Source organism: Phaeobacter sp. 11ANDIMAR09, from assembly GCF_001294455.1.
GTDB lineage: Bacteria > Pseudomonadota > Alphaproteobacteria > Rhodobacterales > Rhodobacteraceae > Pseudophaeobacter.
The window spans coordinates 116,075-140,446 of the sequence record NZ_LIKT01000003.1; the positions used below are offsets into that span (position 1 = coordinate 116,075).

Genomic DNA, 24,372 nt, shown 5'->3' on the forward strand with positions numbered 1-24,372 from the left:
AGCCTCGTTTTGAATACTCATGTGCGGGCGGCGCCCTGCCCGATGGGGTGGTGGTTCGATGCTCAGCTGTCCATCTTGAGCGCGGAGATAAAGGCCTCCTGCGGGATGTCGACCTTGCCGAACTGACGCATCTTCTTCTTACCCTTCTTCTGCTTTTCTAGCAGTTTTTTCTTCCGGGTTGCGTCGCCGCCATAACATTTTGCGGTCACATCCTTGCGCATCGCCGAGAGCGTCTCGCGGGCGATGACCTTACCGCCGATGGCCGCCTGGATCGGGATTTTGAACATGTGGCGCGGGATCAGCTCTTTCAGCTTTTCGCACATGGCGCGGCCGCGCTGCTCGGCGCGATCGCGATGCACCATCATCGACAGCGCATCCACCGGCTCATCGTTCACCAGCACCGACATCTTGACCAGATTGTCGGTCTCATAGCCGGTCATCTGATAGTCAAACGAGGCATAGCCCTTGGTCACCGATTTCAACCGGTCGTAAAAGTCAAAGACCACCTCGTTCAGGGGCAGATCATAGACCGCCATGGCGCGGCTGCCGGCATAGGTCAGGTCCATCTGCAGGCCGCGGCGGTCCTGGCACAGTTTCAGCACATCGCCCAAGTATTCATCCGGCACCAGAATGGTCGCCTTGATGCGCGGCTCTTCCAGATGATCGACCACCGACAGATCCGGCATATCTGCCGGGTTGTGCAGCTCGATCATCGAGCCGTCTTTCATATAGACGTGATAGACCACCGAGGGCGCGGTGGTGATCAGCTCAATGTTATATTCGCGCTCGATCCGGTCGCGGATCACCTCCAGGTGCAACAACCCGAGGAAGCCGCAGCGGAACCCAAAGCCGAGGGCCGCAGAGGTCTCCATTTCAAAGGAGAAGGAGGCGTCGTTCAGCGCCAGCTTGTCGATCGCATCCCGCAGATCTTCGAATTCGGCACTGTCCACGGGGAACAGGCCACAAAAGACCACCGGCTGCGCCGGCTTGAAGCCCGGCAGCGCATCCTCGGTGCCTTTTTTCTCGTGGGTAATGGTGTCGCCAACACGGGTGTCACGCACCTGTTTGATCGAAGCCGTAAGGAAGCCGATCTCGCCTGGCCCCAGCTCCTCGATCACTTCCATCTCAGGACGGAAGACGCCGATGCGGTCCACATGGTGGGTGGAGCCATTCGACAGCATCTTGATGCGTTCGCCCTTTTTCAGCACCCCATCCATGATACGCACCAGAACGATCACGCCGAGATAGGCGTCATACCAGCTGTCCACCAGCATGGCTTTGAGCGGCGCGTCGCGCGTGCCCGTTGGTGCAGGCAGTTTGTGGACGATGTTTTCCAGCGTTTCACGGATGCCCTGGCCGGTTTTGGCCGAAACCTGAATGGCATCCGTCGCGTCGATGCCGATCACATCCTCGATCTGCTCCGCCACCCGGTCACAGTCAGAGGCCGGCAGGTCGATCTTGTTCAGCACCGGCACAATCTCATGGTCCGCTTCGATGGCGTGATAAACATTGGCCAATGTCTGCGCCTCGACGCCCTGAGTGCTGTCCACCACCAAAAGCGAGCCTTCCACCGCGCGCATGGAGCGGGAGACCTCATAGGCGAAATCGACGTGGCCGGGGGTGTCGATCAGGTTGAGAACGTATTTCTCGCCATCATCCGCCTTATATTCGATACGCACCGTGTTGGCCTTGATGGTGATGCCACGCTCGCGCTCGATATCCATCGAATCGAGGAGCTGCGCCTTCATATCGCGGTCCTCCACCGTGCCGGTCTCTTGGATGAGCCGGTCAGCGAGGGTGGATTTGCCATGGTCGATATGGGCGACGATGGAGAAATTGCGGATTTTGGCGAGATCTGTCATGCATGGGGATATGTATAGATTCTGAGATTTGGTCAATGGATGATGTAGACACAACCCGTATTAAGCGCGCTCGGGACCGGTAAACCTGGGAACACATTGCGTTTGCGCTACTCTGCTGCGAGGCCGCTGGCAAAGAGATCACGCGTATTCGGGCAAAGTTTGAGTTAGTGCAAGAGATCGAGCCCCTTCAAGAACAGCTTGCGTCTCAACAACATGCATTGACCAAAACCACATCAAACAAGGCGCGCGTGCCTTTGACAGCAATCTCGCAAAGTCGGTCGCCTTGCAGCGCTCGCCGTTTCTGTAACTTGTGGAGCTGGGGATCTTCTCTACGCTGTCGTCCAAATCGGTCTAAGGGTATTGGGCGTGCCGCCAGCCTAAGGCATCCGCTCGCCCTGGCCAGTCCCAAGTTCGGCAAAATTCTGCGCATTTGTATATGCAATTTAACCACAATTGAATCTCGCCTCGCCTTTCGCCATATTCCCCAAAATCCTGGCAAGTAATCCGGGCAAAACCACGAGGGACAACCGATGACATTTCTGCCCACCTCCCTGCGCGCTGCGGGGCTTTGCGCTCTTTTGTCTGCTCAGGTCTTTGCCGCGCAGATCGTTTTTGTACAGCCCGCTGAGGCCGGTGTCATCGAACGCGCTTGCCGCAGTTCCGACCGCTCTGCCGCCAATCCCTCGCTGTGCCGTTGCATTCAAAAAGTGGCCAATGTTCAGCTGACCTCGGCAGAGCGCAGAACCGTCTCCAAATGGTTTGGCGATCCCCACCAGGCCCAGGTGGTGCGCCAATCCAGCAACTGGCGGGATGAACAGCTTTGGGAGCGGTATAAGCTCTTTGGCGACACCGCCGCCAAGACCTGCGGGTAACGCCCAGTCCCCTTGATTTTTCACTGCTGCGCCCCGCCCTCGCTTGGGCGCTTCGGGATATGGATTTTGCAAAACCAAATAACCCATCCATCCCCCCCTGCTGGCCTCCGGCAGGTGTGGCTCGGTCACGCGTCGCGAGCACGTCGGTGCCCCCGCGCCGCTTTAGGGGGAATAGCAACCCGATTGGCCCCCTTGACCCGGCGGCATGCCCTGCGGAAACTGCGGTTGAATAATACTTTTTCTGGAGTGTCGGCATGTTGATCAAGGGGGTTACCCTCCGGGGGCTGGAGGTTTTTGAAACTCTGGCCCAAACCGGATCTGTTGCGCAAACCGCCGATGCAACCGGGCTCAGCCAGCCAGCGGTCAGCCAGCAGTTGCGAAACCTTGAAAAGGCGCTGGGAACAGACCTGGTTGATCACAGCCGCCGCCCCATGGTGCCGACCTCTGCTGGGCGGAATTTTCTGACCCGCACCCAGGCGGTTTTGTCTGAGTTGCGCCTGGCCCAGAGCGAGCTGTCGATGATGGATCTGAGCCACCTGCCTGCGCTCTCCATCGGGTTGATTGATGATTTTGACAACGACCTGACGCCGCGTTTGGTAACTGCCCTGGCTGAAAGTCTGACGGAGTGCCGGTTCAAGATGATCACCGCCTCAAGTCACGAGATTCTGCGCGCCATTGAGGCGGATGAGATTCACCTCGCGGTGACCGCCACAACCGGCGCCCCACAGCAGGGGCTGATCGAGTTCCCGCTGGTGCGTGATCCCTTCATTCTGGTTGCCCCCAAGGGCTTTATTAGCTCAGGCGAGGCCTCGCTTGCGCAGCTCCAGCAGCTGCCCCTGCTGCGCTATGCCGCCGACCAGCTGATCTCGCAACAGATCGAAGCCCAGATCAATGAGCAACAGATCGCGTTTGAAAACCGCTTCGAGGTTGGATCACATCTGGCCCTTATGGCCATGGTGGCCCGCAATATCGGCTGGGCCGTGACCACGCCGCTGGGATATATGCGGGCGGCACGTTTTCATGACGAGATCGAAGCCTTCCCGCTGCCCTTTGGCACTGCTGCGCGCCAGATCTCGCTCTTTGCCAGTAAGGACTGGGCCGATCAATTGCCCCGTACCGTTGCCCAAACCACCCAAGGCTTGATCAAGCGGCAAATGGTAGATCCTGCCATCGTCAGGCTCCCCTGGTTGGCACAGGAATTCCAATTGCTCGAAGGTTTGACCTGAGCCGCTCTCTCCGGGCGAGGCAGGCCGCAACTTCGGAAGACAAGTGCACCATTCTGCAGGCCTAGCTATGTCGCGGCGCCAAGGCCTGTTTCAACCCCGCTGCGGCCTGCTCTAGCAGATCAAGACAACCATCAAAGTCGCGCGTATAGTAGGGGTCTGGGACGTGATCCATTCCTGTTTGCGGCGCAAAATCGGTGAACAGGTGGACAGGAACCTGATTGCCACGCGGGCGCTGCGCCTCGATGGCGGCTAGATTGTCGAGGTCCATGGCCAAAATCAGGCCAAAATCGCTGAAATCCGCTGCGCTGAACTGGCGCGCCCGCAGGTCAGACACATCCACATCACGACGCTCCAAAGCCTGGCGCATCGCTCCATAGGGTGGCTCGCCCACATGGTAGCTGGCCGTGCCCGCGCTGTCGCAATCAACGGAGGGCTCCAGCGCACGAAACAGACCTTCGGCTGCGGGAGAGCGGCAAATATTGCCCAGACAGACAAAGAGAATTTGACTGGGCTCAAGCCTTGAAGGAAGGATAGGTGCAGAGGTTTTGGTCGCATGGCCAGGCTTCGAACGTCGGGGCATCGGGGCTCCTTCCTGAGGTCTCTTTCGCCGCAAAGGTATCATCTACATGTCAGAGATATACTGTAAAATTGTCATCCTGACCGGGGCTGGCATTTCCGCCGAAAGCGGGCTGGGCACCTTCCGGGATGCGCAGGGGCTCTGGGCGCAGCATCGTATCGAAGACGTAGCAACCCCCGAAGGCTTCGCGCGCAATCCCACCCTCGTGCAGGATTTCTACAACACCCGCCGCCATCAGGCCGCTGAGGCCCAGCCCAATGCCGCTCATCTGGCCCTGGCGCGGCTGCAGACCAACTATCCTGGTCAGGTGATCCTGGTAACCCAGAATGTTGACGGGTTGCACGAGGCCGCAGGCGCAGCCGCCGTTTTGCACATGCATGGCAGCCTCGCCAATGCCCTCTGCGCGGCCTGTGATCATCGCTGGACCGCCCCACAGGTTCTATCACAGGACACTCCCTGCCCCCACTGCGGGACCCATGCCGCCCGCCCGGATGTGGTCTGGTTTGGCGAAATGCCCTATCATATGGATCAGATCTTTTCCGAACTGGAAAGCTGCGATCTCTTTGCTGCGATTGGCACCTCCGGGCAGGTCTACCCGGCAGCGGGATTTGTCGATGCCGCCACAAGGGCGGGCGCGGAAACCCTCGAGCTGAACCTCGAACCCTCCGCAGCTTCCTCCCGCTTCGAAGCGGCCCGCTTTGGCCCGGCAACACGGGTAGTCCCAGCTTGGGTAGAGGAACTCCTGCCAAGCGAAGACGCGTAATAGGACCAAAGCCCAGACCCGCAGAGCTGGCGCCAAACCTTGGCCAGCTCCAACCTGGGACCGCCCAAGGCGCGAAGGAGGGCTGCAGCGCAGCCTGACGCCGCGCCTGCCCCCCTCCTGTAGTTGCCTGATTTAGTTGGACTGCTTCATATGGCCATGGCCCCCACCATGAGCGGGCTTGCGCTCCAGGTCGACGGGCACCTCGATGTTGACTTCACCGGCATTTTTGAACACCAGGGTGACAGTCACCACGTCGCCATGGTTCAGTTCCTGGTTCAGCCCCATGAACATCACGTGGTCACCGCCGCGCTGCAGCACATGGTTTCCGGAAGCCGGGATGGTAAAGCCCTCCTCCACATGCACCATCTTCATCACGCCATCGCCGCTTTCCATATGGGTGTGCAACTCAACACGTTTGGCCACATCCGAGCGCGCCTCGATGAGCTGATCGGCCTCAGCCCCCATATTCATAATCTCCATAAAGGCAGCCCCGCTCGTGGACATTTTGGTGGCCACGCGCGCATATTGGTCATGCACCATAATCTTGGCCTCTTCAGCCGCAACGGAACCGGCAAAGGACAGGACGGCAGCAGCCGCAAACACAACGGATTTCAGGGACATTTCTGTCTCCTTTCTCTTGTTTTACTGAGTTTTGATAGGGTCGAGTGGTCTAGTTCCAACCGGCTGACGCGGCACCCCACGCAGGCGCTTAGTCTCACTGGGCCGGTCAGGTCACAGAGAAATAGGCCTGCCCGGCAGACAGACCTGTCAGGCGGACAGAGGTGGCGCCCGCGCCACCGCCAACGGCCGCATCCGATGGCCTGCTTGAACTGCCATCAACAAGCGATCAAAGGCCTGACCCGCATAGAGGGAAAGCCCCAGATCCTCAGGGCCGGAGACCGCATCCAATAGATGCATGACGCAGTCCGGGCAATAATGCGGCGCCTCAGTCGGCTGCCCATCGACATCGACATAGATGGCAACCGGGCCGCTGCCGGCGCAGATCACCATCTGCCCTGTGGCATCGCGGCTGCCCTTCACACTGGCCGAAGCATGCCCCGTCAGGGTCACCACCAAGGCCAGCATCAAAGCCAGAGTTATCCGCAAGAATCGCGCCATGGCAAATCATATGCCTTTGCCGCCTCAAGGCTGCAAGTTGTAAATGAAATGTGCCAATAACGACAAAACGCCGCGCAGCCCCTGGGGCGCACGGCGTTTCAAAATCTTAAGTGATCAAAAAATCAAGCTTCGGCGGATTGTGCCTTGGCGATCTCTTTTTTCACTTTCAGTGCAGCTGCAGACAGCTCTTCGTCCTTGGCTTTTGCCAGGAAGGCGTCCAGACCACCACGGTGATCAACGGTGCGCAGTGCAGCAGCCGAAATCTTCAGCTTGATGCCACGACCCAGGGTCTCGGACTGCAGGGTCACGTCGTTCAGGTTGGGCAGAAAGCGACGCTTGGTTTTGTTGTTGGCGTGGCTGACATTGTTGCCAGTCATCGGGCCTTTTCCGGTCAATTCGCAACGGCGCGACATAGGTTCATCCTTCGTATCTGGGGCAGCACCCGAGGATCCCCCCGAATCGTCTGCAAATCTCAAAGGGCGCGGCCAAGAGGCAACGCCCGAAAACTGGTTGGATGCGTTTAGGAGGAATCGCCCCAGGGGTCAAGCCAAATGCTGGGGTTTTATGGCAGCCCCCGGCGAAATGACATTAGCACGCCCCAACCTGTCTCTTTCCACCGTTGCTTTAGCTGCTGCCCGTCCGGTTGGCCAGCCCAAAGACAATCCTTTTCCCTGATCCAGTTACGCAGAACAGGAAAGCTGCCCCAGATCACAGTTCAGGCACTCCAATAGCGCGGCAAAACACCCCCACCGCGGCAAAGCTGCCTAGCCCGCGACGCCCAACCCCTTGAGCAGCTCCTGCGCCGCAGCAGTTGGGGACACCGCCCCCCTGGCCACCTGATCCGACAGCCCCTCCATGCGTTCGCGCGCCCAGGGGGTTTCCAACCGCGCCAGCAGAGCCTGCCGTACATCCTCGCCAAACCAATAGCGCGCCTGTTCCGCGCGGGTGCCGCTCCAGTGCCCATTCTCGCGCCGCCAGTCCATAAGGGTCTTCATATCTGTCCAGGCACTGTCCAACCCGGCCTCTTCCAAGGCCGAGACCGTCTGCGCCTTGGGATAGCCCGTCGGGTCCTGCGGGCGCTTGCGCAGCAGCCGCAAAGCACCAGAATAATCTGCACAGGTGCGCATGGCGGCAGATTTCAAATCACCATCGGCCTTGTTGACCAAAATGATATCCGCCATTTCCATAATGCCCCGCTTAACCCCCTGAAGCTCATCGCCGCCCGCGGGTGCCAGCAGCAACAAAAACAGATCCGACATCTGCGCCACCACGGTTTCAGATTGGCCGACCCCCACGGTTTCAATCAAAACCACATCAAACCCAGCCGCCTCGCATAGCGCCACCGCCTCGCGGGTGCGTCGCGCCACCCCGCCCAGATTGGTCTGACTGGGCGAGGGTCGGATAAAGGCGCCTTTTTGACGGCTGAGCTGCTCCATTCGGGTTTTATCGCCCAGGATGGACCCGCCGGTACGGGCCGAGCTCGGATCAACCGCCAGCACAGCCACCCGCAGCCCCTGCGAAACCAGCATCATGCCAAAGCTCTCGATAAAAGTGGATTTCCCCACCCCCGGCGTGCCCGAAAGACCAATGCGCAGGGATTGTCGCCCGGATTTGGCTAATTGTTCCAACAGCTCTGTCGCTGAGGCCCGGTGATCCTCGCGGCCGCTTTCCACCAGAGTGATGGCCCGTGCCAGCGCACGGCGATCCCCGCTTAGGATTTTCTCACTCAGCTCGGCAGTCTTCATGCCCGGTCTCCAGTCTTGAACAGCTCGCAAATTTTCTCGCCTAATTGACGCAGCCCGCCAGCTCTTGTCCAGTGCGAAGCTGACGCAGGGGGGCACGGCCCCGGATCCCCAGCGCCTCCTGGCCCTGCCCCAAGGAGACTGGACGCAGGCCCAAGCTTTGGCGATAAGCAGACCATGACAAACAACCCGATGCCACGCCTGCCCATTGATGACGCCCTGCCTGATCTGATTGCGGCCCTGCAACAGCACCGCCGCGCCGTTTTGCAAGCTCCCCCAGGTGCGGGCAAGACCACCAAGGTGCCGCTGGCCCTGCGCACCGCCGGACTGACAGAGCAGCGCATCGTGATGCTGGAACCCCGTCGCCTCGCCGCCCGCGCCGCCGCCGAACGGATGGCCGAAACACTGGGGGAGCCTCTGGGCCAAACCGTTGGCTACCGTATTCGCGGCGAGGCAAAGACCAGCAAAACAACCCGCATCGAAGTGGTCACCGAAGGCATCCTCACCCGCATGTTGCAGTCCGACCCGGACCTGCCCGGCGTCGGCGCGGTGATCTTTGACGAATTCCACGAACGCTCCCTCAACGCCGACTTTGGCCTGGCGCTTTGCCTCGAAGTGGCCGGGGCCCTGCGCGACGATCTGATCCTGCTGGCCATGTCCGCGACCCTGGATGCCGCCCCAGTGGCCAGTCTGATGCAGGCCCCGCTGATCACCTCCGAGGGGCGCAGCTTTCCGGTAGAAACGCGCTGGCTCGAGCGCCCCTTGGGGCCACAGGCGCGTCGACTGGATGCGCTCTGCGATCTTGTGGTGCAGGCAGAAAAAGACAGCCGCGATACGACAAGAGGCATGCAGATGGGCGGCGGCATATTGGTGTTTTTGCCAGGTGAGGGCGAAATCCGCCGCGCCGCGCAAAACCTGGACAAACGCCTGCCCGGTGACTGCCTGATCCAGCCACTCTTTGGCGCCCTGCCCTTCAAGGAACAACAGGCCGCCATCCGGCCCGCCGCATCAGGTCGCAAGGTGGTTCTGGCCACCTCGATTGCTGAGACCTCCCTCACCATTCAGGATATCCGCGTGGTGGTCGATATGGGGCAAGCACGGCGCGCCCGCTTTGATCCCGGCTCCGGCATGTCACGTCTCATCACCGAAAAACTCACCCGCGCAGAAGCCACCCAACGACAGGGCCGCGCCGGTCGTGTCGCCCCTGGCACCGCCTATCGGCTCTGGACCAAGGGTGAAGAAGGCGCCCTGGCTGCTTTCCCGCCCCCCGAGATCGTCTCGGCCGACCTTACCGGCCTGGCCCTGGAGCTGGCACTCTGGGGCGCGGAGGCGGATGAACTGGCCTTTCTCACGCCGCCCCCCGCTGGCACCATGGCAGAAGCCCGTAGACTGCTGCAGATGCTGGGTGCTTTGGATCGCCGTGGACAGATCACCAGCCATGGCAAAGCGCTTGCCAAGTTGCCCCTGCATCCGCGCCTTGGCCATATGCTGCTGACAGCCGGCCCCAAAGCTGCGCCTCTCGCCGCGCTTCTGGCCGAGCGCGATCCACTGCGCGGGGCCCCTACAGACCTGACCCTGCGCCTGGAGGCTCTGAAAAACCCAAAAGAGGTCCAGCGCAAGCGCCCCTACCAGCTTTCATACCCGGTAATAGACCGCATTCGCAGCGAAACGCGACGGTTGCAAAAACAGGGAAAGACGCCGCCCGGCGAGCGTAGCGCTCTCTCGCCCGCCGCCATGGCCGCCCTGGCCTACCCCGACCGTATTGGTCAACGCCGCAAGGGCGAGCAACCACGCTATGTGCTGTCAGGCGGCAAGGGGGTTCTGCTGGAGCCCGGCGACCCCCTGGCCTCGTCTCCCTTCATCGTGGCCTTGGACACCGACGGCAACCCGCGTGAGGCCCGCATGCGGATGGCGGCCCAGATCAGCCTGGGTGAAATCCGTGCACTCTTTGCCGATCAGATCACTTGGCAAGACAATTGCCACTGGTCCAAACGCGAACGCCGAGTGATCACTCGCCAGCAGGAATGCCTCGGCGCCATCACCCTCGAAGACCGCATGTGGAAGGATGCCCCCGAAGACCAGATTGCCGAGGCCATGCTGGAGGGCGTCCGCGACCTTGGCCTGCGCCTCGACGGGGCCGCGGCACGGCTGGCGGCACGGGTAGAGCTTGTGCGCGCCGAGGGCTTCGATCTGCCGGACTTCTCAACAGAGGGTCTGCTTGCCCGGTTGGAAGACTGGCTTTTGCCGATGCTGGGCGGTCTCAAATCGGCCCAGGGTTGGAAACAATTCGACCTGCTTCCGGCCCTGCGTGCCTCCCTCACATGGGAGCAGACACAAGTGCTCGACCGCGAGGCACCGGCTGGTTTCACCACCCCCCTGGGGCGCAAGATCCCCATCACCTATAGCGCTGAAGCACCTGAGATCTCGGTCCGCTTGCAAGAGCTGTTCGGCGTCACCCGCCATCCCAGCGTCGGCGGCGTGCCTCTCAAAATCACCCTGCTGTCCCCAGCTCAGCGCCCAATCCAGATCACCCGCGACTTGCCCGGTTTCTGGTCCGGATCCTATGACGATGTCCGAAAAGACATGCGCGCACAGTATCCCCGCCACCCCTGGCCGGAAGACCCAACCCAAGAAGACCCTACATTGCGGGCGAAAAAGCGCCGTTAAAGCCAAAGTAAGCCTTGAAAATCAGGGGGCTTTGCCCCCTCGCGCCTAAGGCGCTCACCCCCAGGATACTTCTAGCCAAATGAAACCAGCCCCTTTCATTTGGCCAAAAATATCCCGGAGCGCGAGGCAGAGCCTCGCTTTTCCCAGCCTCCGGCCCTGTCAGGACCGAAGAGCGGGCAGGCCTATCCCCGTCGCCTCAAAGCCACCATCCGCCGCCAGGATCTGGCCCGTGATGAAGCTGGCTTTCTCAGAGAGCAGGAAGTTGACTGCCGCTGCGATCTCAGCCTCCGAGCCATAGCGGTTTAAGGGCAATGCATCGTGATAGGCCGCAATGATCGCGGGGCTGTGCACCGCCATGGCAAGCTTGGTCGCCACAGGTCCCGGGGCAACTCCGTTGACGCGAATGCCAAGCTCTCCCAGCTCGACGGCTTGCTGCAAAGTCAGATGTGCGAGAGCGGCCTTTGAAGTCCCATAGGCAACCCGCAATGTGCTGGCACGCAGGCCCGAGATTGAGGTGATATTCACCACCGCGCCACCAACGTCCGCCGCCAGCAGATCTGTAAAGGCCTGGGTCATCAGAAAGGGTCCATCCAGATTGGTCTCCATCACCCGGCGCCAGCGCTCAAAACTTGTCTCCCGGATCGGGCCAAAATCAGCAACGCCGGCATTGTTCACCAATCCATCCAGACGACCAAAACGCTCTGTGACCTCCACCACCGATCGAGCCACATCCTGCGGCTTTGAGACATCTGCCTCTATGATCAGAGCCTGTGGGAGGGTCTCAGCCACCTTGGCGAGTTCAGCGCCATCCCTGTCCAAAACCACGACTTGCCATCCCTCCTTTTGCAAGCCTTGTGCTGTGGCAAGGCCAATACCCCGCGCCGCGCCTGTAATCAGTGCTGTTTTCATCTGTTCCGCCCATTGAAATTCAAGTCAGGTCACTCAGCCCCCGCAAAGCCTTACTGTCAACACGCTGGACCCAGAGGTCGCTGATGTTTCCCTTCCTGTTAGCCCTCCCCCGCTCGAGGGGACGAAATTCCCGCGCTTTCAGAGCCCTTCGCCCCGCTTCACGGCCAGAAACATATAGAAGGGTTGTACTTTTGCGCCAAAGCCCTATTTTAAAGGGCAATGAAGCAAATGCAGCGATCTTGCCCCCCTCATTGGGAGGCTCGCTGCCAAAAAACGACAGCACCAAGGCAGTTCACTTTTAGGCAGTTTACAATGAGCAATATTATCGCCCAGGCATGGGAAGACATAATCAAGCCCATTTTGTTTCGCCCTAAACGGGTGCAAGTCGCAGCCCTGTGCCACCGGACCACCTCCGGTGAAACAGAAGTCCTGATGATCACCAGCCGCGGCACGGGCCGCTGGATCCTGCCCAAGGGTTGGCCCATCAATGGCAAGGATGGCGGTGAATCCGCGCTGCAGGAAGCCTGGGAAGAGGCCGGTGTGCAAAACGGTCGTGTCGAAGGCGATCCGATTGGGGCTTTCAGTTATGAGAAAGAACTCAAGAGCGGGCTGCCAATCCCGGTTCAGACATTTGTCTATACCGTTGGGGATGTGGAACTCTCTGACAGCTACCCAGAGGCACATCAACGCAAACGCAAATGGGTGCGGGCGCAAGAGGCGGCGAACCTGGTCAATGAGCCTGAGCTTCGCGCGCTGCTGCGCCAATTGTGACAATTACATGACACTTTTATGACAGATTGCTTGCCTCATTGAGCCAGCTCTCTTAGTGCGTGCTCAAACTGCCTGCCAAAGGGACACCCATCGTGAGCACCCCATCCAACGACGCAAACCACCGAGAGACGCTTGACCGCGATCTGCATCGGCTCTCTCACCTCGAATCTGCAACTCAATATGTCGCCCGCCCCATGGTCGGTCCCGGCATTGCGCTCATCTTCATGGTTATGGCCGGCCTTGGTGCCGCAATGTTGTTTGGCGGCAGCCAGACCAATCTGATCGTGGTCGCAGCGGCTGTCTTTGGTGCCTATATGGCGATCAATATCGGCGCCAATGATGTGGCGAACAATATGGGACCATCGGTTGGCGCCAATGCGCTCACGATGGGCGGTGCCATCCTCATCGCCGCAATTTTTGAAAGCGCCGGCGCGCTGCTGGCTGGTGGGGATGTGGTGTCGACCATCTCCAAAGGCATTATCGACCCAAAGGTGGTTGCCACCTCTGAAATCTTCATCTGGGCGATGATGGCAGCGCTGATCTCTTCTGCGCTCTGGGTCAATCTGGCCACCTGGATCGGCGCGCCGGTCTCTACCACCCATTCGGTTGTGGGCGGTGTCATGGGCGCCGGGATCGCGGCGGCCGGGTTTGCAGCGGTGAACTGGGCCACCATGAGCAAGATCGCCGCCAGCTGGGTGATCTCGCCGGTTCTGGGCGGCGTCATCGCAGCCCTGTTTCTGGCGCTGATCAAGGCCAAGATCATCTATCAGGACGACAAGATTGCCGCCGCCCGACGCTGGGTGCCAGTGCTGGTCGGCATCATGGCTGGGGCCTTTGCCTCTTATCTCGCCCTCAAGGGATTGAAGCGGGTTATCAAGATTGACCTGCAGACCGCCCTGCTGATTGGGGCAGCAATGGGCGCACTGGCTTATTTTATCACCGCACCGCTGATCAAACGTCAGTCTGAGGGCATGGAAAATCGCAACAAATCCCTGAAGATCTTGTTCCGCATTCCGCTGGTGATTTCGGCCGCCCTCTTGTCCTTTGCCCATGGTGCCAATGATGTGGCCAATGCGGTTGGGCCGCTGGCCGCCATTGTGCATGCCTCCGAGTTTGGCGATTTTGCCTCCAAGGTGGCGATCCCCTCCTGGGTCATGATCATCGGAGCCTTTGGTATCTCCTTTGGTCTGTTCCTGTTTGGCCCCAAACTGATCCGCATGGTGGGCAGCCAAATCACCAAACTAAACCCAATGCGCGCCTATTGCGTCTCCCTTTCGGCCGCCATTACGGTGATTGTCGCCAGCTGGCTGGGACTACCGGTATCATCGACCCATATCGCAGTGGGAGCGGTCTTTGGTGTTGGTTTCTTCCGCGAATGGCATCACGAGCGCCGCCTGCGCCAATCCGCCATTACCCGCCCGGAGGAAAAGCGTATCGCATCAGAAGAACGCCGCCGTCGCAAATTGGTCCGTCGCAGTCACTTCATGACCATTGCTGCCGCCTGGGTGATCACCGTACCTGCGGCAGCCCTGCTGTCTGGCGTTATTTATCTCTTGCTGGCAACGATCACGCATTAACCGCCAGGCCACAGTGAGCTGGCACTTAAATCTGGCCGGGCTGCAATTTTGGCAGTCCGGCCTTTTTCATTTCGGCCTGCCGGATCAGCTGGATCACCACGTCGCAGATCGGCGTTTCTACGCCGTGGGCCAGACCTAGACGCTGGATTTCCCCTTGAAGGGCATCCACTTCGGTAATGCGCCCCTGCATCAGATCCTGCGCCATCGAGCTGCGCGCGGTGGGATCAATAGTCAACATCTGTGCAGCAATCCGGGTAAAGGCCCAGTTGGGCAGACGCAGGATATGTGGGCTCATCCAGACGGGCAGCGGCGTGGTAGAGACTGGCTTTAAGCCAGCCGCCCGCATCACCCGCAGAGCCTCGGCCATCTGATCCGCCATGAGCTGCCGCCAGTGGCGGATTTGCAGCTGGGTCATCAACGGCAGGCCTGACAGAGCATTCAGAGCGTTATTGAGGTTGATCAACAGTTTGCCCCATTGCACGCCAGTGATATCTGGCGTTTCCACCACGGGCAGGCCTGGCACTGACAGCAACCGCCCCCAATGCCCGCGCCCAGCGGCGATCATGATCTCACCCGAAGAGGCCCGGTGGTACCCCGGCTGCTGATATCCGGGCGGCCCTGCCTCAGCCCCTTCAGCAGGCACCACATTAAAGGGTACCATCGCGGCACGCAGATCCCGTCCCGGCAACATCTGGCCCAGCAGCGCCGCATTGGTCATCGCATTTTGAAAGCTGAACACTGGGGCATCTGGTGGGGCATATTGTGCGATCAGATGTCCCATCTCTGCAGTCGCACTTGACTTGACCGCGACAACCACCAGATCTGCCTCGGCCAAAACCGCCGGATTGTCGCTACAGGTCAGCTGCCGCGCTTCCAGTTGCTCCCTTAGACCGGCGAAATCGGTCAGGGTCAGCCCCCGCTGTGCAATGGGTCCCAGAATACGGGGCCGCCCAAGCAGGGTCACGCTATGGCCCGCAGCCGCCCATAACCCGCCACAAAAGCAGCCGATCGCCCCGGCCCCAGCAATCACGATACGCAGTGATCGCCCTCCCTGCACGCTCATGCCGGCACAGTGAGCCGCGCCAGAACCTCTTGTGTTGGCAGAACTTTACCAAATCCTGCAGCAAGGCCCGACAGCGTCACCTCCAGCACCACCTCCGCATCCAGATCGCCTCCATTGCGGGCAGGCATAGCAAAGGCGATAAGCGCATCTTCGACCACTTCGACCGCAAAGCCGAGGTTCGCCGCCGAGCGCGCGGTTGAGTTCACGCAAAAGGCCGCAACGCCGCCAATAATCACCAGGTTTTGGATGCCGCGAACCTGCAGCTCCTCTGCCAGCCCGGTGCCAACAAAGCCCGAAGAGCCCGTTTTCCAAAACACCGGCTCGCCCTCCAGAGGCTGCGCACAGGGCATTGGCTGGCCGGAGGGCAAATCGCGGCGAAAGCGGCTTTCTGTCCTGGGATCGTCATGCATCACATGCAGCACCGGCAACCCGGCGGCGCGAAACCCTGCCAGCAGCCCTGCTGTATTGTCTTCCGCATCCGGGTTGGCACGGGGACGCCCGGCGGCGGTCGCATTTGCCATTTCCATCTGCATATCCACGACCAAAAGTGCCCAGCCCTGATCCATCTGCTGTGGTTGATCCCTATCCAAAAGAAAACCCTCGCGCCATTTGTCTAGCGCGAGGGTTGCAGATGTTTTGTAAAATGACCAGCCCCCTGAAGGACTCGCCCAGATCAGACGCCGAGACACCAGCGCATGACCGCTTTTTGTGCATGCAGGCGATTTTCAGCCTCGTCAAAGATCACCGATTGGGGGCCATCCATCACCGAGGAGGTCACCTCTTCTTCGCGGTGGGCTGGCAAGCAATGCATGAACAGGGCGTCAGACTTGGCATGGGACATCAGCTCATCATTGACCTGATAGGGGCGCAGCATGTTGTGGCGCCGCTCTTTGGAAGATTGGCTGTCATGCATGCTGACCCAGGTATCGGCGACCACCAGATCGGCGCCCTCTACCGCTTTGAAGGCATCGCGTTCGATCACCACCTTTGACCCTGCCTTGCGCGCCAGGCCAACATATTCCTCCTCTGGGTCCAACTGAGCGGGCCCCGTGAAGGTGAGATCAAAGCCAAACTGAGCCGCCGCATGCAAGAAGGAGGCACAGACATTGTTGCCGTCCCCCGCCCAGACCACCTTCTTGCCCTTGATCGAGCCGCGGTGTTCTTCGTAGGTCTGGATATCGGCCATAATCTGGCAGGGGTGGCTGCGATCTGTCAGCCCATTGATCACCGGAACAGAAGCATATTCCGCCATTTCCTGCAAAACGGTTTCGTCAAAAGTACGGATCATGATCAGATCTACATAGCGCGACATGACCCGCGCTGTGTCAGCAATGGTCTCACCATGACCCAGCTGCATGTCCTTGCCCGAAAGCACCATGCTCTGACCGCCCATTTGCCGGACACCGACGTCAAAAGACACCCGGGTCCGGGTGGAGGGTTTTTCAAAAATCAGGGCAACCATGCGCCCCGCCAGGGGCTGGTCATCATCGGTCATGCCCTTGGGGCGACCCTGACGGGCCTGTTTCATCAGTTTTGCCTGATCAATGATACCGTGCAGGTCTTTGGGGTCGGTCGTGTGAATATCAAGGAAGTGTTTCATAAGATGTCGCTTTTTTACTTGCGAGGGCGGTGCCAGTAACGGGGGCTGCCTGCCCCCGTAAACCCCCGGGAATATTTAGGGAAAGGTGAAAGTCAGCCCTGCTCCAGGTCTGTGGCGGCCTGATCCAGGCGCAGGATGGCTTCGCCGATTTCCTCGTCGCTGAGGGTCAGAGGCGGCAGCAGCCGGATGACATTGTCTGCCGCAGGCACTGTGATCACTGCGTTGTCGTAGCCTGCCTGCACCACATCCATGTTTGCCGCTTTGCATTTCAGCCCCAGCATCAGCCCGGAGCCGCGCAGCTCCTCAAAGACCTCTGGATGAGAGGCAATCAGCCCTTCGAGCTTTTGCCGCATCAGACCGGCGCGACGGTTCACATCCGCGAGAAAACCCGGCGCCATTACCTCTTCGATCACCGCGCAGCCCACGGCGCAACCCAAGGGGTTGCCACCATAGGTGGAGCCATGGGTTCCTGCGGTCATGCCCGAGGCGGCCTCTTCGGTCGCAAGCACGGCGCCCAGCGGGAAGCCGCCGCCAATGCCTTTGGCCACCATCATGATATCCGGCGTGATGTCGGCCCATTCATGGGCAAAGAGCTTACCGGTCCGACCGACGCCGCATTGGACCTCATCTAGGATCAACAGGATCCCGGCCTCATCACAGATCTGGCGGAGCGCCTTGAGCTCGGCATCGGGCACCGGGCGAATGCCGCCTTCGCCCTGCACCGGCTCGATCAGAACCGCGGCGGTCTGATCGGTGATCGCATTGGTCAAACCGTCCATATCGCCGAAGGTCAGATGCACAAAGCCGGGCAAAAGTGGGCCAAAGCCCTTGACCATCTTCTCCGTCCCGGCTGCGGCAATCCCGGCGGAGGACCGACCATGGAAAGACCCATCAAAGGTGATGATCTCGACCCGCTCAGGCTGGCCCTTCTCGTAGAAAAATTTGCGCGCCATCTTGACGGCGAGCTCGCAGGCTTCGGTGCCGGAGTTGGTAAAAAACACTGTGTCGGCAAAGCTGTGATCAACCAGCAGATCCGCTAGCTTCTGCTGCTGCGGGATCTTGTAGAGATTGGAGACATGCCAGAGGCTCTGCGCCTGGGTTGTCAAGACATCGACCAGCTTTGGATGGGCATGACCCAGGGCATTCACCGCAATGCCGGAACCGAGATCCAAAAATCGGCGTCCGTCCGCCTCGAACAGCCAGGAACCTTCGCCTTTTATGAACTCCAGCGGAGCACGGTTATAGGTGGGCAGAACGGACGGGATCATTGGATCATCCTTTTCGGAAAGTTAAGGCCAAAGCAGTGCATGAGCCGGGCCTGAGGGTCAACAATAAGAGAATGGGTTTGTGCCAATACGCCGCAAAAGCGGCGGGGCAACAGATCAAAGGTGCCGAACTACGCCAATCGGCGTCGGCGTCGCAGCAAACAGGTATGAGGCGTGACTTTGATCATAGTTGGGTTCCATATCGGAGCATTTGGCGAAAAGAAACCCCTAATGGCGCCATAGACGGACATTTTGATCTTTGCCCACCGCCGGGCATCTCTGCTGTAAGGGGCATGACGGCGGCAATAGATCTTGCAAATGCGCAGCAACCAGCGCAGCTGTGGCCTTATGGAAATTTCAACCCCACAGAACCCGCCCCTAGCAGCAGCCCTGATCACCTTGGCCACGGTTTTCATTGCCGCCACAACGCTACTGGCCAAGGCGCTGGGGACCGAGACACTGGGGCCGGCCCTGAATCCGCTGCAGATCAGCCATGGACGGTTTTTGTTCGCCTTCCTGGCAATTTCCACCGCTGTTGCAGCCCTGCGGTTCCGGCTGCAACGCCCGCAGTGGCGGTTGCATATCGGGCGCACCAGCTGCGGCTGGCTGGGCATCACGCTGATGTTTGCCTCCGTGGCCTATATCCCGCTGGCAGATGCCACGGCCATCGCTTTTCTAAATCCGGTGTTTGGCATGCTACTGGCCATCCCCCTGCTCAGCGAACGCGTCGGGCCCTGGCGCTGGGGAGCGGCTGGAATAGCACTGTTGGGCGCAATGATTCTGCTGCGTCCAACACCTGAGAGCTTTCAGCCCGCAGCCCTTTTGGCCCTGGGAGCTGCCGCGATCATGGGGCTGGAGCTGATCTTTATCAAAAAACTTGCCGGGCGCGAGCGCCCGCTGCAGGTGCTGTGGTTCAACAATGCCTTGGGCATGATCATCGCCAGCGCCGCCGTGCTGCCAGTCTGGCAGATGCCAACGGCTCTGCAATGGGGCGCCTTGGCAGGGCTCGGCATCCTGATGGCCTGTGCTCAGGCCTGTTTCGTCAATGGGATGGCGCGCGCTGATGCTTCTTTTGTGGCGCCTTTCAGCTATGCAACGCTGATCTTTGCCACGCTCTATGATTTTCTTGGGTTTGGCGTGATCCCCGATTGGATCACCCTCGCCGGGGCAGGCGTAATCCTCACCGGAGCTGCAGTTCTGGCCTGGCGAGAGGGCCGGCAGACATCGTCGCCGCCCCGCACAACCGCGTCACTCAGGCCTTGAGCCGATAGCCGCTGCGCAGCATGGCCCAGGCCAGCAGGCAGATGGCAAAGCTGGACCCGGCGCAGATTGCCAGCCCAACGAGCGGAGCACCGTCAGAGGTGCCGATCATGCCAAAACGCAGCCCGTCGATCAGATAGAATACCGGGTTCATTTGGGAAATGGCGCGCAACACAGGGGGCAGCGCATCAACCGAGTAGAAGGTGCCAGACAGAAACGCCAAAGGGGTGACGACAAAATTGGTAATCGCCGCCATCTGGTCAAATTTATTGGCAAAAATCCCGGCGACAATGCCCAAGCCACCCAGAAACAGCGCGCCCAGAACGATAAATGCCAGGGCAATCAGGGGATGGGCCGGAAAGATCTGCAGCACCAAGGCCAGCCCCAAGCCAATGCCACAGGCCACCAGGGTGCCCCGCACCACGGCACCGGCCAGATAGCCCAGCAGGATCTCAAGGCCAGAGAGGGGCGGCATCAAGGTATCAACGATATTGCCCTGCACCTTTGAGATCACCAGCGAGGAAGAGGTATTGGCAAAAGCATTCTGGATCACCGTCATCATCATGATGCCAGGGGCCAAGAAATGCAGAAACGGTACCCCCATGACATCGCCCCGCTTGGGACCGATGGCCAGGTTGAAAATCAGCAAAAACAGGGCTGCTGTTACCAGGGGTGCCAGCAATGTCTGGGTCCAAACCACCAGAAAGCGGGTGATTTCGCGCTGGGCCAGCGTCTGCAAACCCAGCCAGTTCACCCGGCCAAACCGCCGCTCTCCCAGGGCAATCTCATAGCCCATTTGATCCTTTACACCCTGCTCCGGCATGGTTTCCCCATATTTGTTGTGCTTTCCCTGCATAGCGCTTGGGTTCTGCGGCGCAAGGTCTCTTGTAACTCGCAGCCCTTTGACTAAGATAGGGGACTGAATACGGAACTCGATGGCGGCCGCAGGATTCTGGGGCCGCTATTAGCTTGGAAAGGCAACAGATGTCCTGGACAGACGATCGCGTCGAATTGCTCAAGAAGATGTGGGGCGAAGGTCAGTCGGCCAGCCAGATCGCAAAAGAACTGGGTGGGGTGACCCGCAATGCTGTGATTGGCAAGGTGCATCGCCTCGGCCTATCCAATCGCGCCACCACGGGTGCCAAGGCTGCAGCCGAGCCAAAAGAAAAGCCTGCGGCAGCGGCCAAACCAGCGCCAAAGCCCAAACCGCAGCCCAAAACCGAGCCCGCGCGCCCGGTGACACCAGCGCCTGCGGCAACGCCTGCTTCGGACGCGCGCCCCATGGTGCCAGCGCGCAAGCAGATCATTCCCGCCGGCCAGCCGCTGCCTCCGCAGCCTTCGGCCAATGAAATCAGCCCCGAGGCCTTGGCAAAGGTTAATGAGGTCGAAAAGAAGGCCAAGAAGCTTTCCCTCATGGAGCTGACAGAACGCACCTGCAAATGGCCCGTGGGCGACCCCGCCACCGAAGACTTCTGGTTCTGTGGTTTGCCAGTGCAGCAGGGCAAGCCCTATTGCGAGGCCCATGTCGGCGTGGCCTTCCAGCCAATGAGCGCCCGTCGCGATCGCAAAAGGTAGTTTTACCACACCGAGTTCATAATAAAGCCCCGCGCCATCCTGGCTGCGGGGCTTTTCTTTTGTGGGGTAAGTCACCCTGTAGCACATCCCGCCTGCAAGGTCCTTGCGAACGGAATGCTATCCAGTATCAGCTCTCCGGAGCCGAGGATGTAAAGTTGGGAATAGTATTGCCCGATGCATCCTTGGGCTCGATCCCCGGCCAATTGCCTTCGGCAAGGTTGATGTTTCCGGGAATATCCTCTTCCCAAAAGCCCACAACGTTTTTGGTGATATTCAGATATAGCCGATCATCCACAATCCGCCAGAGATTGGGGTTGCCCGGAACCTTGCCGCCTTTGGAAACACCATAGGCGCAGTGTCCATCGTATTGCGGCGCAAAATGCGCGGGGTTCTCTAGAAACTTTGCCCGGTTTTCTTCGCTGGCAAAGGCAAATTTGGCACCATTGAACTCAGCCGTGATATCGGCCCGCCCAGGAACCCCAGCGGGCTGTTGCTGGCCAACACCCACCTGCTCCAGGCTGCGATAGGCTACCACATCGTAACCCGACACCGCAAAACCGGTTTCGTCAACAAACTGGGGGCCGGCAAAGGCTGGCAGGCCAAAACTGATGGCCGCAAGGGCGGCAAATGCAAATCGCTTCATTGGTGTCAATCTCCTCAGGTGGATCAGCAGCCCCGCAGGCGCTGTGGCCGTTGGGCGCATGTGAATTGAAAGCCAGACTAGCCAGTTCCTCGCAGCCTTGAAACGGGGCTCACGTGACTGTGTTTGACGGCAGGTTTTCCGTGAACACGCAAAAAGTTGAAGAGATCATACCTTCCAGTCATTGGAATTTTCAACAAAGCTCCTATTCTCAAAGAATACGGCGTTTGACCCTCCGGTTCAGCGCGCATCTCACACCACTAGCAATAGACAGGGCTCCTTCAGATGAGTGAAACAACCTACACCCCGCCAAAGGTTTGGACCTGGGAAACGGAAAGCGGAGGGCGCTTCGCTTCGATCAACCGCCCCATTGCCGGGGCAACCCATGACAAAGAGCTTCCAGTGGGCAAGCATCCGTTTCAACTCTACTCTCTGGCCACTCCCAATGGTGTCAAAGTCACTGTGATGTTGGAAGAGCTGCTGGCACTGGGACACACTGGCGCCGAATATGACGCTTGGCTGATCAATATCGGCGAAGGCGATCAATTTGGGTCCGGCTTTGTGGAGATCAATCCCAACTCAAAAATCCCCGCCCTGCATGACCTGAGCGGCGAGGCACCTTTGCGGATCTTTGAATCCGGCTCCATCCTGGTGCATCTGGCAGAAAAATTTGACGCCCTGCTGCCCAAGGAGGGGCGCGCCCGCACCGAGGTGATGAACTGGCTTTTTTGGCAGATGGGCAGTGCGCCATACCTGGGGGGAGGGTTTGGCCATTTCTACGCCTATGCACCGGAAAAATGGCAATACCCCATTGATCGTTTTTCCATGGAGGCCAAGCGTCAATTGGATGTGCTGGACAAACAGTTGGCTGAGAACAAATTTATTGCTGGAGACGAGTACAGTATCGCGGATATCGCAATTTGGCCCTGGTACGGCCAGCTGGTGCTGGGTCGTTTGTATGAAGCCGCTGAATTCCTAGATGTAGAAAGCTACACCCATGTTATGCGCTGGGCTAAAGAGGTAGATGCCCGCCCCGCGGTCAGCCGCGGTCGCATGGTAAACCGGGCCTTTGGTGCCCTGCACAGCCAACTGCGCGAACGTCATGATGCCGGTGATTTTGACACCCGCACCCAAGACAAACTGGAACCCGCCGAAGACGCCAACTAAAACGGGAACAACTCAGGCCTGCGTCGACGGCGCAGGCTGCCGGTCTCGCCTTGGGGGCTTTGCCCCCTCGCGCCACAGGCGCTCACCCCCAGGATACTTGGGGCCAAATGAAAGACGAAACACTTGGCCCCCAATTCATTTGGCCCAAAATATCCCGGGGGAGTCGCCTGTGGCGACGGGGGCAGAGCCCACCTACTTCAGGATCGGCGGTGCATCCGGGTCACCACCTGGGATCTTTGGCTGATAGATTTTAGGCTCTTCCGGCTCAGGCAGATCAAAGCGCAAACCCACCCGAGCCATTGCAGCCGCCACCGGATCGGAGGCCGCAAAAAAACCGACATCCAAGGCCCCAGCCTCAATCCCAGAAAAGGTGAGAGCTTCGTGTACGGCTTGGGCCAGAGCAGCTTCGGCCTCTGGCAGGGCCGCAACAAATCCCAGCATATGCCCCTGCCCCCCTCCTTGGTAGCGCAGGGACACCAGATAGGCAGAACGGGCCAGCCCTCCGGCGGTGGCGAGTTTCGTATCCAGAGCGGTCAGCAACACTTCAGGCAGGCCAACAGGTGGCAACAATTCCTCGATCGCGGCGTTGACCTGGTCTGGTCCGTTTTGCAGGGTTTCATGCAACCACTCCACCGCTTCTGCCGCCAAGAGCATCGAAGAGGGGGCCACTTCCAAATTGACCCCCAGGCCAATGTCCTGACCTGACAACATTTCAACCACACCGCGCCCGGCAAGCGCAGCATAGGGCACCGCACCACCTGCAAACTGGGCCAACCGGTCTTCGCGGTCAAACACCAGGACAAATCGCCCGTCAGGCGTCTCAAACAGCTCTGGCGAGATCCGCTCCCCCTCCGGCTCTTTGCTCAGCATCAAGAACAGCTCGCTGTCGGCCAGACGCTCGTAAAACCGCAACCGCGCCACACCATCCTCGGGAGAGGCCTGCATCTGTCCATAGGCTTGATCCAGAGCCGTTGCATCGTCTTGGGGTGTTTCAGTCATGTCATCAGCTCCTTTACCCGCTCACGCAACACCGGCAAGAGCTCGGCTTCGAACCAGGGGTTTCGTTTCAACCACCCGGTATTGCGCCAAGAGGGATGAGGCAAGGGGAAGACGCGCGGCGCATGGTCTCGCCAGCCCGCCACGCGTTGGCCAACCGGAGCCTTGCCCCCTAAATGAAAAGCCTGGGCGGGCGCGCCAATCGCCAAAGTCAGTTCAATATTTGGCAGGCTTTGCATCACCTGTTGACGCCAGATCCTAGCACAGATCGGCGGCGGTGGCAGGTCGGATTTTTGAGCGTTATACCCCGGAAAACAAAACCCCATTGGCACAATGGCCACCCTGTTGCGGTCATAAAATTCAGGTTCCTCCAGCCCGAGCCAACTGCGCAGCCGGTCCCCCGAGGGGTCCGTGAAGGGCTTGCCACTTTCATGGACGCGCAGCCCAGGTGCCTGCCCGGCAATCAAAATGCGCGCGGGTTCGGCGAACCAGGCAACAGGACGCGGTTGATGGGCCGTATGGGTTGCTGCAAAACGCTCTGAACAGATTCTGCAGGCTCTGATTTCTTCGCTTAGGCTGTCAGCCTGCATGGTGCGCTCTCTTTCAGTCATCTCCCACCCCCCCTTCTCCGCTGTCAACCGCCCCTGGCCTGAGGGTATATGGTACCCGGTTTCAGGCCTTCGGCACGAGAACTATTGTTTCCACAATAGAAACGGTTAGA

The 24,372-nt window shown here is 59.6% G+C and carries 24 protein-coding genes; 9 read left to right on the forward strand and 15 right to left on the reverse strand.

Translation table 11 applies throughout. From position 1 onward, the window contains the following. Positions 1–62: 62 nt before the first annotated feature. Positions 63–1,862, reverse strand: a complete 1,800-nt coding sequence (gene lepA / locus AN476_RS03490; protein WP_054459587.1) for a translation elongation factor 4 — start codon at positions 1,860–1,862, stop codon at positions 63–65. A 530-nt stretch (positions 1,863–2,392) separates the two neighbouring features. Between lepA and AN476_RS03495 the strand changes: the two genes are divergently transcribed. Together AN476_RS03495 and AN476_RS03500 are read left to right on the forward strand one after the other, a co-directional pair. Next, positions 2,393–2,734, forward strand: a complete 342-nt coding sequence (locus AN476_RS03495; protein WP_054459588.1) for a hypothetical protein — start codon at positions 2,393–2,395, stop codon at positions 2,732–2,734. A gap of 254 nt (positions 2,735–2,988) precedes the next feature. Then, complete coding sequence (locus tag AN476_RS03500) at positions 2,989–3,960, forward strand: LysR family transcriptional regulator (protein ID WP_054459589.1); 972 nt, start codon at positions 2,989–2,991, stop codon at positions 3,958–3,960. Between the two features lie 61 nt (positions 3,961–4,021). On the opposite strand, the gene AN476_RS03505 is transcribed toward AN476_RS03500, so the two are convergent. Beyond that, entirely contained in the window at positions 4,022–4,540 is a 519-nt protein-coding gene (locus tag AN476_RS03505; protein WP_083464221.1) for a low molecular weight protein-tyrosine-phosphatase, read from the reverse strand. A gap of 46 nt (positions 4,541–4,586) precedes the next feature. On the opposite strand from AN476_RS03505, the gene AN476_RS03510 reads away from it, so the two are divergent. Next, on the forward strand, positions 4,587–5,300 hold the full coding sequence (locus AN476_RS03510) for an NAD-dependent deacylase (protein WP_054459590.1): 714 nt from the start codon (positions 4,587–4,589) through the stop codon (positions 5,298–5,300). A gap of 132 nt (positions 5,301–5,432) precedes the next feature. On the opposite strand, the gene AN476_RS03515 is transcribed toward AN476_RS03510, so the two are convergent. The 4 genes from AN476_RS03515 to meaB all read right to left on the reverse strand — a co-directional run bounded on the left by AN476_RS03515 (position 5,433) and on the right by meaB (position 8,164). After that, positions 5,433–5,921: a copper chaperone PCu(A)C gene (locus AN476_RS03515; protein ID WP_054459591.1), complete on the reverse strand. Its 489-nt coding sequence runs from the start codon at positions 5,919–5,921 to the stop codon at positions 5,433–5,435. 147 nt (positions 5,922–6,068) lie between these two features. Next, on the reverse strand, positions 6,069–6,419 hold the full coding sequence (locus AN476_RS03520; RefSeq protein WP_054459592.1) for a hypothetical protein: 351 nt from the start codon (positions 6,417–6,419) through the stop codon (positions 6,069–6,071). A 122-nt stretch (positions 6,420–6,541) separates the two neighbouring features. Next, positions 6,542–6,832, reverse strand: coding sequence for a 50S ribosomal protein L28 (rpmB, locus tag AN476_RS03525; protein ID WP_054459593.1), 291 nt, complete (start codon positions 6,830–6,832; stop codon positions 6,542–6,544). Between the two features lie 351 nt (positions 6,833–7,183). Continuing rightward, positions 7,184–8,164: a methylmalonyl Co-A mutase-associated GTPase MeaB gene (gene meaB / locus AN476_RS03530; protein WP_054459594.1), complete on the reverse strand. Its 981-nt coding sequence runs from the start codon at positions 8,162–8,164 to the stop codon at positions 7,184–7,186. A 189-nt stretch (positions 8,165–8,353) separates the two neighbouring features. On the opposite strand from meaB, the gene hrpB reads away from it, so the two are divergent. Then, the gene (gene hrpB, locus AN476_RS03535; protein WP_054459722.1) at positions 8,354–10,828 is read left to right on the forward strand and encodes an ATP-dependent helicase HrpB; all 2,475 of its coding nucleotides are present in this window, start codon (positions 8,354–8,356) and stop codon (positions 10,826–10,828) included. Between the two features lie 159 nt (positions 10,829–10,987). Here hrpB and AN476_RS03540 read toward each other — a convergent pair whose 3' ends face one another. Then, positions 10,988–11,737, reverse strand: coding sequence for an SDR family NAD(P)-dependent oxidoreductase (locus tag AN476_RS03540; RefSeq protein ID WP_054459595.1), 750 nt, complete (start codon positions 11,735–11,737; stop codon positions 10,988–10,990). Between the two features lie 312 nt (positions 11,738–12,049). On the opposite strand from AN476_RS03540, the gene AN476_RS03545 reads away from it, so the two are divergent. Both AN476_RS03545 and AN476_RS03550 read left to right on the forward strand, forming a co-directional pair. Further along, positions 12,050–12,508 (forward strand): NUDIX hydrolase, encoded by a 459-nt coding sequence (locus tag AN476_RS03545; protein ID WP_054459596.1) that lies wholly within the window; start codon positions 12,050–12,052, stop codon positions 12,506–12,508. Between the two features lie 92 nt (positions 12,509–12,600). Next, a complete protein-coding gene (locus AN476_RS03550; protein WP_054459723.1) occupies positions 12,601–14,085 on the forward strand; it encodes an inorganic phosphate transporter in 1,485 nt (494 codons plus the stop codon). A 25-nt stretch (positions 14,086–14,110) separates the two neighbouring features. Here AN476_RS03550 and AN476_RS03555 read toward each other — a convergent pair whose 3' ends face one another. From AN476_RS03555 to AN476_RS03570, 4 genes are all read right to left on the reverse strand, one after another. Next, complete coding sequence (locus tag AN476_RS03555) at positions 14,111–15,148, reverse strand: 2-dehydropantoate 2-reductase (protein ID WP_054459597.1); 1,038 nt, start codon at positions 15,146–15,148, stop codon at positions 14,111–14,113. Beyond that, positions 15,145–15,714 carry an isochorismatase family protein gene (locus tag AN476_RS03560; RefSeq protein ID WP_054459598.1) on the reverse strand — a complete coding sequence of 190 codons (570 nt, stop codon included), beginning with the start codon at positions 15,712–15,714 and terminating at the stop codon, positions 15,145–15,147. The genes AN476_RS03555 and AN476_RS03560 overlap by 4 nt, the downstream gene beginning before the upstream one ends. 107 nt (positions 15,715–15,821) lie before the next feature. Continuing rightward, positions 15,822–16,748, reverse strand: coding sequence for an ornithine carbamoyltransferase (gene argF / locus AN476_RS03565; protein WP_054459599.1), 927 nt, complete (start codon positions 16,746–16,748; stop codon positions 15,822–15,824). A 92-nt stretch (positions 16,749–16,840) separates the two neighbouring features. Continuing rightward, positions 16,841–18,016, reverse strand: a complete 1,176-nt coding sequence (locus tag AN476_RS03570; RefSeq protein WP_054459600.1) for an aspartate aminotransferase family protein — start codon at positions 18,014–18,016, stop codon at positions 16,841–16,843. Between the two features lie 345 nt (positions 18,017–18,361). On the opposite strand from AN476_RS03570, the gene AN476_RS03575 reads away from it, so the two are divergent. Continuing rightward, positions 18,362–19,276 (forward strand): DMT family transporter, encoded by a 915-nt coding sequence (locus AN476_RS03575; protein ID WP_054459724.1) that lies wholly within the window; start codon positions 18,362–18,364, stop codon positions 19,274–19,276. On the opposite strand, the gene AN476_RS03580 is transcribed toward AN476_RS03575, so the two are convergent. Continuing rightward, a complete protein-coding gene (locus AN476_RS03580; protein WP_371257292.1) occupies positions 19,266–20,096 on the reverse strand; it encodes an ABC transporter permease in 831 nt (276 codons plus the stop codon). The two genes, AN476_RS03575 and AN476_RS03580, sit on opposite strands and share 11 nt — an antisense overlap. Before the next feature lie 161 nt (positions 20,097–20,257). Between AN476_RS03580 and AN476_RS03585 the strand changes: the two genes are divergently transcribed. Continuing rightward, positions 20,258–20,848, forward strand: coding sequence for a GcrA family cell cycle regulator (locus AN476_RS03585; protein ID WP_054459601.1), 591 nt, complete (start codon positions 20,258–20,260; stop codon positions 20,846–20,848). Between the two features lie 127 nt (positions 20,849–20,975). Here AN476_RS03585 and AN476_RS03590 read toward each other — a convergent pair whose 3' ends face one another. Further along, positions 20,976–21,491: a YHS domain-containing (seleno)protein gene (locus AN476_RS03590; protein WP_054459602.1), complete on the reverse strand. Its 516-nt coding sequence runs from the start codon at positions 21,489–21,491 to the stop codon at positions 20,976–20,978. Positions 21,492–21,773: 282 nt separating this feature from the next. Between AN476_RS03590 and yghU the strand changes: the two genes are divergently transcribed. Beyond that, positions 21,774–22,655 carry a glutathione-dependent disulfide-bond oxidoreductase gene (yghU, locus tag AN476_RS03595; RefSeq protein WP_054459603.1) on the forward strand — a complete coding sequence of 294 codons (882 nt, stop codon included), beginning with the start codon at positions 21,774–21,776 and terminating at the stop codon, positions 22,653–22,655. A gap of 192 nt (positions 22,656–22,847) precedes the next feature. On the opposite strand, the gene AN476_RS03600 is transcribed toward yghU, so the two are convergent. Together AN476_RS03600 and AN476_RS03605 are read right to left on the reverse strand one after the other, a co-directional pair. After that, positions 22,848–23,654: an SseB family protein gene (locus AN476_RS03600; protein WP_054459604.1), complete on the reverse strand. Its 807-nt coding sequence runs from the start codon at positions 23,652–23,654 to the stop codon at positions 22,848–22,850. Next, positions 23,651–24,262, reverse strand: coding sequence for a uracil-DNA glycosylase family protein (locus AN476_RS03605; protein WP_253279826.1), 612 nt, complete (start codon positions 24,260–24,262; stop codon positions 23,651–23,653). Before AN476_RS03605 ends, AN476_RS03600 begins: the two co-directional genes overlap by 4 nt. Between the last annotated feature and the right edge of the window lie 110 nt (positions 24,263–24,372).